At 45.2% G+C, this 10,917-nt stretch carries 11 protein-coding genes and 1 tRNA gene; 8 read left to right on the forward strand and 4 right to left on the reverse strand.

What is annotated here, in order from left to right:
- Positions 1–4: 4 nt before the first annotated feature.
- From ACVA53_RS05520 to ACVA53_RS05530, 3 genes are read right to left on the reverse strand one after another with little or no spacing between them, the layout of a single operon-like run.
- Positions 5–994 carry a membrane dipeptidase gene (locus ACVA53_RS05520; RefSeq protein ID WP_446504678.1) on the reverse strand — a complete coding sequence of 330 codons (990 nt, stop codon included), beginning with the start codon at positions 992–994 and terminating at the stop codon, positions 5–7.
- Positions 995–1,004: 10 nt separating this feature from the next.
- Positions 1,005–2,456: an aldehyde dehydrogenase family protein gene (locus ACVA53_RS05525; protein WP_446504679.1), complete on the reverse strand. Its 1,452-nt coding sequence runs from the start codon at positions 2,454–2,456 to the stop codon at positions 1,005–1,007.
- A 7-nt stretch (positions 2,457–2,463) separates the two neighbouring features.
- Positions 2,464–2,856, reverse strand: a complete 393-nt coding sequence (locus ACVA53_RS05530; protein WP_255041526.1) for a RidA family protein — start codon at positions 2,854–2,856, stop codon at positions 2,464–2,466.
- Between the two features lie 153 nt (positions 2,857–3,009).
- On the opposite strand from ACVA53_RS05530, the gene ACVA53_RS05535 reads away from it, so the two are divergent.
- The 3 genes from ACVA53_RS05535 to ACVA53_RS05545 all read left to right on the forward strand — a co-directional run bounded on the left by ACVA53_RS05535 (position 3,010) and on the right by ACVA53_RS05545 (position 5,740).
- Positions 3,010–3,918: a LysR substrate-binding domain-containing protein gene (locus tag ACVA53_RS05535; RefSeq protein WP_446504680.1), complete on the forward strand. Its 909-nt coding sequence runs from the start codon at positions 3,010–3,012 to the stop codon at positions 3,916–3,918.
- Between the two features lie 218 nt (positions 3,919–4,136).
- Positions 4,137–5,000 carry a fructosamine kinase family protein gene (locus ACVA53_RS05540; RefSeq protein WP_255041524.1) on the forward strand — a complete coding sequence of 288 codons (864 nt, stop codon included), beginning with the start codon at positions 4,137–4,139 and terminating at the stop codon, positions 4,998–5,000.
- Between the two features lie 536 nt (positions 5,001–5,536).
- The gene (locus ACVA53_RS05545; protein ID WP_107348212.1) at positions 5,537–5,740 is read left to right on the forward strand and encodes a CPXCG motif-containing cysteine-rich protein; all 204 of its coding nucleotides are present in this window, start codon (positions 5,537–5,539) and stop codon (positions 5,738–5,740) included.
- A gap of 120 nt (positions 5,741–5,860) precedes the next feature.
- On the opposite strand, the gene ACVA53_RS05550 is transcribed toward ACVA53_RS05545, so the two are convergent.
- Positions 5,861–6,475, reverse strand: coding sequence for a riboflavin synthase subunit alpha (locus tag ACVA53_RS05550; protein ID WP_446504681.1), 615 nt, complete (start codon positions 6,473–6,475; stop codon positions 5,861–5,863).
- A gap of 294 nt (positions 6,476–6,769) precedes the next feature.
- Between ACVA53_RS05550 and ACVA53_RS05555 the strand changes: the two genes are divergently transcribed.
- The 5 genes from ACVA53_RS05555 (at position 6,770) to ACVA53_RS05575 (ending at position 10,917) form a co-directional block, all read left to right on the forward strand.
- Complete coding sequence (locus tag ACVA53_RS05555; protein ID WP_446504682.1) at positions 6,770–8,140, forward strand: MATE family efflux transporter; 1,371 nt, start codon at positions 6,770–6,772, stop codon at positions 8,138–8,140.
- Between the two features lie 99 nt (positions 8,141–8,239).
- Positions 8,240–9,343, forward strand: a complete 1,104-nt coding sequence (locus ACVA53_RS05560; protein WP_446504683.1) for a DUF3080 domain-containing protein — start codon at positions 8,240–8,242, stop codon at positions 9,341–9,343.
- Between the two features lie 113 nt (positions 9,344–9,456).
- Complete coding sequence (locus ACVA53_RS05565; RefSeq protein ID WP_255041517.1) at positions 9,457–9,717, forward strand: DUF5062 family protein; 261 nt, start codon at positions 9,457–9,459, stop codon at positions 9,715–9,717.
- Between the two features lie 67 nt (positions 9,718–9,784).
- The gene (locus tag ACVA53_RS05570; RefSeq protein WP_446504684.1) at positions 9,785–10,573 is read left to right on the forward strand and encodes a ParA family protein; all 789 of its coding nucleotides are present in this window, start codon (positions 9,785–9,787) and stop codon (positions 10,571–10,573) included.
- A 270-nt stretch (positions 10,574–10,843) separates the two neighbouring features.
- Positions 10,844–10,917 (forward strand) — tRNA-Val (locus ACVA53_RS05575).

Below are 10,917 nucleotides of genomic sequence, written 5' to 3' on the forward strand. Positions count from 1 at the left end.
GTTCTTACTCCGCAGACTGTAGGCCGCTCTGCAAGAAGTTGAACCAGTTACCCCCAATGATCTGGCCTGCTTCCGCTTCATTGAATCCAGTCTTGATCAGCCCGTTGTAGATGTTTTCCATCCCACGACTACCGCTAAACCAAGGTAAAGCATCAGGCCAGCCTGAATTACCGGCCGAACCCTCACCATAATCCATCGCTTTCGACCAACGGCCATTACGCATCCACTCCAACACTGACTGTGGCTGGTTCAGGCACAAGTCACTACCGATCCCCAAATATTCGACCCCGACCATATCAGCAGTACGGGCAACCACTTGGCAGAAGTCTTCCAATGAGCACTGACTGCCATTTGGCAAGTGGAACGGGTACAAGCTAAAGCCAAGTAAACCACCACGGTTAGTTAATGCCTTGATAACCGCATCAGATTTATTACGCAGCGCATCATGAGCAAACGTCGGATTAGCATGGCTAATACAGATCGGCCTTGAAGATAAATCTATCGCCTCCAGCGTCGAACGCTCAGCACTGTGCGACATATCAATGACCATGCCGACACGATTCATTTCATCAATAACCTGCTTACCAAAACGGGTCACACCGTTGTCGTTTTGCTCATAACAACCTGTCGCCAGCAGGCTTTGGTTGTTATAGGTCAACTGCATAATCAATAAGCCCTGACGACGCATCACTTCAACTAAGCCAATTTCATCATCAATCGGCGAGCAGTTTTGCGCCCCAAACAAGACTCCGACTTTACCTTGTGCTTTTGCCGCTTCGACATCTGCCATCGACATCACGGGTATAATTAAATCCGCATTTTTTTCGAATAACAGGTTCCATTCGGCAAAGCGGGTTAGCGTTTCTCGTGCATTCTCGTGATACACCAAGGTGGCATGAACCGCATGGATCCCACTTGCTTTCAGCGTTTGGAAATATTCACGATCCCAGTGACAGTACTGCAACCCATCAATGACTATTTGCTGCTGATACATAGGCCACTCCTTAGTAAGGACGCTGGTACGCCGTTTTCACAACGGTGTAGAACTCTTTGGCATACTGGCCTTGTTCACGAGGGCCAAAACTTGACTGTTTACGGCCACCGAACGGTACGTGATAATCCGTTCCTGCAGTTGGCAAGTTCACCATCGCACAACCGGTTTGGATCTGCTCTTTGAACAATGCGCTGGTGCGCAGGCTTTGGGTGATAATGCCGCCTGTCAGGCCAAAGCGGGTATCGTTAGCGGTTGCAATAGCCTCGTCCAGATCCGATACCTTGATAACACAGGCCATCGGGGCAAAAACTTCTTCTTGATTTACTTCCCAGCTGTTTTGAGTATCGAGGAACAGCGTAGGCGACATATAGTAACCGTCATGTTTCAGGCTCAAACGCTCGCCACCAACAGCTAACTCAGCACCACTTTGTCGGGCTGTTTCTACCCAGCCCAAGTTGGCTTCCAGCTGCTTGCTGTCAACCACTGGTCCCATAAAGACACCCTCTTCCAAAGCATGACCCACTTTTAGCTCGCTCATGCGTTTGATTAGCGCCTCTACGTAAGCATCATGAATGCTATCCATCACGACCAAGCGCGATGAGGCCGTGCATTTCTGACCCGCGCCAGAATATGAGCCAGCAATAGTGGCTTCCACAGCGGTATGAATATCGGCATCATCAGCAATGATAAGCGCGTTCTTACTGCCCATCTCTAGCTGACAACGAACAAAGTTCGGCGCAGTAGCAGCAGCCACTTTACGACCAGTATCCACCGATCCGGTAAAACTCACCGCTTGGATTTGCGTTGAATTAATCAATGTATCGCCGACCTCAGCACCGCTGCCTAATACAAGGTTAAATGTGCCTGCTGGCAGGTCTTGCCGGGCGATGATGTCGGTTAGCGCAACTGCACTGGCCGGGGTCAGATTGGCGGGCTTCCAAATCACGCTGTTACCAAATGCCAAAGCTGGGGCAATTTTCCAAGCCGCTGTCGCTGTCGGGAAGTTCCAAGGTGAGATAATAGCCACAGTCCCCACGGCTTCGCGGGTTACCTCAACAGAAACGCCCGGACGTACAGACGCGGCGTTATCGCCCACCTGACGCAATACTTCTGCGGCATAGTATTGAAAGAACTGACCGGCACGGTAAATTTCACCGCGACCTTCTGCAAAAGGTTTGCCTTCTTCGCTTGAAAGTAAACGCCCTAGCTCATCACAACGGGCAATAAGCTCATCACCAATAGCTTGCAGTACCGCTAACTTACGCTCTAAAGGTGTCTTTTCCCACTCAGGTTGAGCATTGTTGGCCGCAGCAATTGCCTGCCGTACCTGTGCTTGACTGGCTTGGGCAAAATACCCCAGGTTCTGGCTAATGTCCGATGGGTTAATGTTAGCCACAGTATGCTGGCCAGATTGCCATTCCCCAGCGATATAGAGAGATTGCTCTGCTTTAATTGTCATCATCACTTCCTTATTCCTTCACTGCGGCGTAAACCACTAGCTCAACTAACATATCTTCCCGTGCCAGCCCGGCGACGACCATGGCAGCACGATTGGGATATGGGGCATTGAAATATTCAGCGTAAAGTTTATTAACTGTGGCGAGATACTCGCGATCCGTCACGTAGATCAGCACCTGTAGCACAGAATCTAACGACTCACCGGCGCACTCCAAGGTGTGAACCAAGTTGTCCAATGTCTGGCGAGTCTGAGCGTCGATCCCTCCTTCAACGACTGCGCCGCTTTGATCTATCGGGATCTGCGCGGTATAGAGTGTTCCATTGTGCGTGATAGCCCACTCAAGCGGCGCTTTCGACGCAAAAAGGGAGGTCTTAACAGCTTGCTTTTCATCTGTACGGATCACATTTAACTCTCTTTGTAATCAAAGTGTTTCAGGTTGGTTAAATCATGCACTACCTACACTGATATATCTAACGGTTAATTTTTTACAATTGATAGATTTTATTTAACACTTCGTTTCAGGCATGATGATTACAGGGCTCAAAAGGAGGCGAGCATGGGAATTAAGCTTCAGCAAATGATCCATTTTGTGATGGTGGTCGAAGAAGGCGGGTTTCGCGCTGCTGCAAAACGCGCAAACAGGTCGCAAGCGGCACTTTCTAGTTCAGTTAAAGAGCTGGAGCGAACATTGGGGCAAACACTGTTTGAGACCGGTCATAAAGCTCAGCTCACTCCATTCGGTAAAATCTCCTACCCTAAAATCACCCAGTTTCTCAACATTTATAATGATCTTGATAATGATCTAAAAGCCATTGCCTCTGGCCAACAAGGAAAAGTACGGATTGCATGTGTTCCTTCAGTGGCTGCGAAACTCATTCCCAGCGTTTTGGCCACATTTTGTGAACGCTACCCCAAAGTCGAAGTCAGCTTGATAGATGATAATGCCGCTGGTGTCGAAGCCCGGCTACTGGCGGGAGAAGTGGATTTGGCCTTAGGAAATTGCTCGCATTTTGATGATAAAGCGATTTCTTTTACTCCACTGCTCTCAGACCCACTCGGTGTGGTCTGCCTGCAAGACAACCCGTTAGCGAAGTCTGAAGAGGGGATCAGTTGGGAAACCTTGCTCAAACAACCTTTTATTCGCAATGGAACCTGTACGCTGTTAGAACCCACCCCAGCCCGGGTACTCAGTGAAAAAGCACTCTATTCTGTAGAGAATATTACTTCGTTATTCTCAGTCTTGGAGCTAGGTATCGGTATCACTACCTTGCCCAAGCTGGCCTTCCCGACCAACGAAACCAAGCTTGTCTGGCGACCGCTTATCGACCCACCGCTCAAGCGAAATATAGGTATTTTCCGCCTTAGCGACCGGACTATCTCACCACAGGCGAATGCATTCTATTCGCTTTGCATCGAGTACCTTATGTATACCGGGGAAGCGCTTGATGAATCTCCAACTCAATAAAAGATAAATACATTTCAAGGCCCTTTTACGAATCAGCTAAATACAACAAAGAGGAGTCTTATCAGGTCGTTGAAAAATTAAACCTTGATTTTGGCGCCCGAATTTGTGGCTCGATCTTTAAAACCTTGATAAATACCCAGTTATTTGTTCAATAAATAGACTACTATGTTGAAGAGGCAACGAGCCCAACTGCATATTGATGTGTCGTGGAGGATGCTATGTGGCAAGCAATTTCTCACCAACTTTCTGAGGTATTGGATAGACCGTTCAAAATCAGCGAAAAGGAAGCTCTTGAAGGCGGTGACATTAATGAATGCTACTGCATCGGAGACGGTAACGAACGTTACTTCGTCAAACTTAACGACCGCGAGCGGCTTGTTACCTTCGAAACAGAAGCAGAAAGCTTAAGGATGCTCAACGAGACGGACTGCATTCAAGTACCGCAGTTTGTCCATCTTGGCGCAAGTAAAGATCGGGCATTTATTGTTCTCAATTATCTACCGACCAAAGTCATTGATAATCAGTCGGCTTATACCCTTGGCGAACAACTGGCGCGTATGCACGCTTGGGGAGAACAAGGGGAATACGGATTTGACCTCGACAACTACATCGGATTAACCCCACAGCCCAACCAATGGTGCCGAAAATGGTGTCGCTTCTTTGCTGAACAACGTATTGCCTGGCAGCTCCAACTCTGCTCCGAAAAAGGCATCGACTTTGGCAATATTGACACGATCACCAGCAAAGTGATCGATCTTCTTGTCCATCACCAACCTAAACCTTCATTGCTCCATGGTGATCTTTGGCATGGCAATACTGCCCTCACCGTTACTGGACCGATCATTTTTGATCCTGCCAGCTACTGGGGAGATCGTGAATGCGATATCGCTATGACAGAACTATTTGGTGGCTTCCCACCAAGTTTCTACGAAGGGTACCTGTCAGTCTGGCCGTTAGATGATGGTTATGAAGAACGTAAGACACTCTACAACCTGTATCATGTACTCAACCATTGTAATTTGTTTGGTGGCAGCTATATCACCCAAGCTGAGCAAATGATGGAAAAGTTAGGGCTGAGATAACCATCTTTCCGCACTACGCACTAAATATAATATAATATAAAGCTGGATGCAGACACCTGCTCCAGCTTTAAACATTACGCCTAATGGCAGAGTTCGGAGCCGCATCATGAGCTCAGTTCAGGAAAAAGCGGAAAGGAAATGTTATCGACCGAAAACTTAACTCGTTACTCGAAGTAAATAAGCAATTTATTGCATTGTTGCTTATGCATCACATTTTCAAAATGACGTAAATATAACCACTATAATTTTTGCACCTTTTTACCTAACAGACTCTTACCAAAAATGTACCTGTTCTGACCTAATATTTATTTTTTCAAAAAAAACATAAATTTATCCGTCCAGTCTTTTTTCGATATCGGATCGTTACCTCTTCGTTATTTTCCATAATTTTCTAGCACTTCAAACTTTATAGTTAATTTGAGGCGAAAACGAATGCTTAACGCTAAAGTTAAATCATTGAACTAAACCTGTCGCGTTCACAGGAATGATTGCAACATGGATGCCCATTCTTGTCGTAAGTTTGCAAGGAGTACACAATGAATAACTTTACAGAGCAGACGGTAGCCTGCCCGCATTGCGGCCACAACATCCATATAACCCTTGACGCTAGTGCTGGCAGCCAAGAGTTTTATGATGACTGTCCAGCTTGTTGTCACGCCATTCATCTCAATATGCAAGTTGATGACTTACACAAAACTATCAATTTATTTGTCGATGCCGATGATGAGCAAATATTCTAAATTTGCCTCTCCGGTTAAATTGCAATAAATAAATACCAAGCAACAAAATCCCCCTACTAATAAGTCGGGGGGGTTCTCTTTAGAACGGGGCGTTTTTTTATATCTTGTATCTTGGAATATTTATCCTAGACCTCTTTCAGCTAGCACCCTTTCTACTGTGTCGACGATTGCTTGAGTTTGCGGGTCGATTTCAATATTTACTTTAGCGCCTACCTGCTTTACACCAAATAGTGTTCGTTCTAATGTTTCAGGAATTAAGTGCACACAAAAACGATTATCTTCCACCGTTCCAATAGTTAACGAACAACCGTCCAAGCCAATATACCCCTTTCTTAATATATATTTATTGAATGACCTAGGGATTTCAAACCAAATCGTGGTGTTATTTGGCGAGACTTCAATATCAACAATTTGGGTCACAACGTTAATGTGTCCAGACATTGAATGACCACCAATTTCATCACCAAACTTTGCTGCACGCTCAATATTGACACTATCACCAACACTGAGTTCACCAAGATTTGTTACCGCTAACGTTTCTTGCATCAAATCAAAAGAAACGTTGTCTCCCTCCAATTGCGTCACGGTCAGACAACAACCGTTATGGGCAACAGATGCACCAATTTCCAAACCTTCTCGCATTTTGCCAAACAAGCGAACAATGTGGGTTTGAAACGCTTCTTTTTTATTGATGGCTATAACTTCGGCTGTACCCTGAACAATTCCGGTAAACATAACAACTCCTGCTGGTAAGCTAACTTCAGCATGTTAACAGTAAACTAACTTGGTAAAAAGTAAGCTAAATTGCACTGTCCGTCATCAAGAGCGCACTCATGCTCTAACAACCACCAGTACCGCCTGACATGTATCCTTTGCCAAACAGGGCAAGCGCAAAATCACCGACATAACCTTATGAATTTAGGAATAAAGTAATAATTTTACATATTTTCATTCAATGTGAATTGTGTCGGTCCCCTTTACCGTTATAATTCCCGCGTTGTTTCCCCTCTTATTTTCTGGAGCGCATCTGTGCATAACTACCGGCGTGAAACACGCCATTTACTCAAACTTGCGATTCCCGTACTGATTGCTTCTGTCGCACAAACCTCGATGGGGTTCGTTGATACCGTTATGGCTGGCGGTGTCAGTGCCACAGATATGGCCGCCGTATCTGTGGCTGCGAGTATCTGGCTACCCGCGATTCTATTCGGCGTCGGCTTGCTTATTGCGCTTGTACCTATTGTCGCGACACTGAACGGATCAGGGAAACGTGAGAATATTCCTTTCGAGGTTCAGCATGGCTTCTTACTTGCCGCATTAATCTCTGTTCCGATCATATTAGTGCTCTACAATGCGGGAACCCTCATCGATATGATGGACGTTGAAGAAGCCTTGGCTGAAAAAACCAATGGCTACCTTTTTGCCGTCCTTTTCGCGGTACCAGGCTTTCTTTTCTTCCAGACCCTAAAGAGCTTCACTGAAGGGGTGTCGATGACCGTGCCCGCCATGGTGATCGGATTTATCGGTCTTGCAGCCAATATTCCACTTAACTGGATTTTTGTATATGGTCAATTCGGTGCCCCAGCTTTAGGTGGTGTCGGCTGTGGTGTCGCGACCGCAATTGTCTATTGGCTGATGTTCTTCTCGATGCTGGTGTATATCCGACTGAACAAAAAGTTACGTAATGTCGGCATCTTCGCTCATCGGCACAAACCTGAATTCAAGGCTGTTATTCGCTTATTCCGCTTGGGCTTTCCTGTTGCTGCTTCAATTTTCTTTGAAGTCTCTCTTTTCGCGGCTATCGCATTGCTGATCTCTCCACTTGGTTCAACCATCGTGGCCGCCCACCAGGTCGCCAGTAACTTTTCATCGCTGATTTTCATGATACCTATGAGTTTAGGGGCTGCACTAAGTATCCGAGTCGGTCATTTATTAGGACGACAAGACTTCACCGAAGCCAAAATCGCCAGCCGCTGCGGTTTGATTGTGGCATTTTGTGTCGCGGCTCTAACAGCAGTACTGACCATTGTATTACGTGAACCTATTGCCCAGATGTACACCAATAACAGCGAAGTCATTTTCATTGCTGGTCAGTTGTTGTTCCTCGCAGCTATTTATCAATGTACAGATGCCATCCAAGTTGTTGCTGCGGGCGCACTGAGAGGCTATAAGGATATGCGTGCCATATTTATTCGTACATTTATTGCTTACTGGATCCTAGGGCTGCCAATTGGCTATGTACTAGGTATGACGGATTGGCTTGTTGAACCCATGGGGCCACACGGTTTCTGGATCGGTAATATTGTAGGCTTAACCTCAGCAGCAATTATGCTTGCATCCCGTATGTTTTGGGTGCAAAAACAAGATAAAGACGCACAACTTCAGATGTCGTTGCAATAAGCAATAAGGCACTTCAAGTTCAATAATTAAGGGCGGTCTATGGTCGCCTTTTTGTTTTGCTGCGTATACTTATCATACTCTTTGTACTGATTAGCTAGCATGCAGACACGGCTTACATTTACACACATATCTCTATTTTTATCCCTTTGGCAACCGGCCCATCGAGTATGTTGTCGTTATGCTTTCGTACTGCTTATTCTTGTTTTAGTTGGATGTGAACCCAATACCACAATACGAAGCTTCGAAACCTATACCACCAGGTTAGCCAACGTCCTTGATACCTCACCGGTTACCATTAACATTAATGGCAGTGATCTCAACGCTTTTCCTGAGCCTCGCGAGTTATTACTGCCTATCGAAGATATTCGAATTGATCTACTGGATGCTTACGAGCTAAGGAAGTGTGGATTATTTCATTTAATTGCCGAGCGTAACTCTATCCTCGGCAAGGTGCAGGACAAAACGCGTCAACTTCGCTACGAACTCATACTCTTAAGTGGTCTAAACCACTGCCAAAAAGTACTGCCTGAAAACTCAGACGTTCTCCCTCTACTGGAAGGTTTTAAGCTGCAGAAGCAAACCCAAATTAGTAACTACCTCTGGAATATGCTCACCACAGAAAAAGAGTGGCGGCAGCAACTAACAATACACCGGTCTCCCTTTGAACATGATGCTTTCTACGGGTTCGATGAGAGCATGAGCGCGTTTAACTATTTAACGTTTATCCAACAACATATCCGTGCAGATACCAGTATTGAAGAGAAACAAGCTGATAGGCTGATACATCACCAAGAGCAACTCCACACCCACCATTATTTTGGTCAACTGATGTACTCAATGCACCTCTCTACATTGTGGCTGGAAGCGATTACCGGCATGCTCGAACAGAATGAAACAACACTCATCTGTGGACCAAACCGTAACCAGCAAAAAGCTGAATACATGAGCAATGTTTTCTACACGTTCTTCATCAACGAAATTCAACCGTATCTTGCTGAACTTGATTCCCAGTACAGACAAATTTCGCCCGCCTTGATCAAGCTTCTCTCCCCCGCCCCCTCTGAGAGCAGCACATTAACTTTATATTATGAGCAATACCTCGGCAGCAGTTTACACGAACACTTTAGACTGGCGACGCTTCAACATGTTGAATTCTGGAAACGAACGTTCAAACGCTGCAACATCAAAATCGGCGTTCGTTAGTTTGTGCTCTTTACTGAAATTCACAGACTTAGTGCAAAGAAATGTCCTGTATTGCTATAAATGCAAGTCAACAGGCTCTAAGATGAAACGATAAATATCTGAAGGAGCCTAACATGAAGAAAAACAAAAACGACCCAAAGCTTTTGAAAAAAGCACTAGAGCTAGGCATGTCCTTTGCTAAAAAACAAGGGTTTGATGATCTAGACAAGTCTGTTTCATCGAAAGATAAAGTCGAATGTGTTTACCGCTTACTGGTTGAATTCAAGCAAATCACACCGCTTCCTGAAGACAAAGTAGATGGTCCGAACATGAAACATAAGCTCATATTGTGGATTTCTCGACTGTTACCGCCTGATCATGAGTTGCTACAATAAGCATTGCAGCTCATATTAGGCTAATGTATTCTTTTTCCAAATTGTTACCAAGGTAGGTTTAAGCATTATGCGTCGTGTTGTCTTCAATCAAAAAGGTGGGGTGGGAAAATCCAGCATTTCAGCCAACCTCGCTGCCATCAGTGCCGCTAAAGGCTATAAAACACTGCTGATCGACTTAGATGTTCAGGGAAATAGTAGCCATTACCTCGGTTTTGATATCAATGCCGACAACGACAAAAATATTGCTGAATTGCTCAACCAAACCGTCGGATGGTTCTCTGTTTCAACGCCGATCAAATCCTATCCGCAACCTACTTCCTTCGAAAATTTAGATATAATTCCATCCAGTCCAAAGTTGGAAAAAATCGAATCTGAGCTGGAACGTCGCTACAAAATATACAAGCTGCGTGATGCCCTAGACGAATTGGAAAAGGAATATGATCGTATTTATATTGATACGCCACCAAATTTGAATTTTTTCAGTAAGGCCGCCTTAATTGGTGCTCATAAGCTATTGATCCCATTTGACTGCGACAGCTTTTCACAGCAAGCTCTAATGACCTTGCTCAACAATGTGTCGGAACTACGCGACGACCATAACCCCAAACTTGAGGTTGAAGGTGTTATTGTCAATATGTTCAATTCACAAGCGAAGTTTCCGGCAAAAATCATTGAAGATCTGAAGGACATCGGTTTACCTATTCTGGAGCCTTACCTGCCGTTGTCGATTAAAATGAAAGAATCCCATTACCACCAACAGCCATTAATTCACTTATTGCCTAATCATAAGCTCAGCCAATCGTTCATCGACCTATTCGCAACGCTGGAGCATACGGAAAAGGCCACAGTCAGTTAAGTATCTTTTTATTGGGTAATATCACAGTTAAGCCAGCATTCGTCACTGCTATGACATGCTGGCTTAACTGTATCCATAACTATTCGCTGAGCGTCCCCATTGAATTAAAGTGATTGAAATCACACTTTTACTCCCAATTACGGTGAAAATTAATCCGCCGCGCTCAAAGCATAAGCAAACAGTCACCATAACTTAAAAAAGCCTGCTCAAAGGCTTGCACGAGGGATCATCAATCGCTAATATGCTCCTCGTTCTCTGAGAGAACATAGTACGACCGTAGCTCAGCTGGTTAGAGCACCACCTTGACATGGTGGGGGTCGGTGGTTCGAATCCACTCGGTCGTA

This window comes from Photobacterium sp. DNB23_23_1 (assembly GCF_052873815.1).

Coding starts and splice junctions, on each gene's coding strand:
- ACVA53_RS05520 (WP_446504678.1), bottom strand. CDS start 994: ATGTATCAGCAGCAAATAGTCATTGATGGGTTGCAGTACTGTCACTGG.
- ACVA53_RS05540 (WP_255041524.1), top strand. CDS start 4,137: ATGTGGCAAGCAATTTCTCACCAACTTTCTGAGGTATTGGATAGACCG.
- ACVA53_RS05560 (WP_446504683.1), top strand. CDS start 8,240: ATGCAGACACGGCTTACATTTACACACATATCTCTATTTTTATCCCTT.
- ACVA53_RS05545 (WP_107348212.1), top strand. CDS start 5,537: ATGAATAACTTTACAGAGCAGACGGTAGCCTGCCCGCATTGCGGCCAC.
- ACVA53_RS05525 (WP_446504679.1), bottom strand. CDS start 2,456: ATGATGACAATTAAAGCAGAGCAATCTCTCTATATCGCTGGGGAATGG.
- ACVA53_RS05535 (WP_446504680.1), top strand. CDS start 3,010: ATGGGAATTAAGCTTCAGCAAATGATCCATTTTGTGATGGTGGTCGAA.
- ACVA53_RS05570 (WP_446504684.1), top strand. CDS start 9,785: ATGCGTCGTGTTGTCTTCAATCAAAAAGGTGGGGTGGGAAAATCCAGC.
- ACVA53_RS05565 (WP_255041517.1), top strand. CDS start 9,457: ATGAAGAAAAACAAAAACGACCCAAAGCTTTTGAAAAAAGCACTAGAG.
- ACVA53_RS05550 (WP_446504681.1), bottom strand. CDS start 6,475: ATGTTTACCGGAATTGTTCAGGGTACAGCCGAAGTTATAGCCATCAAT.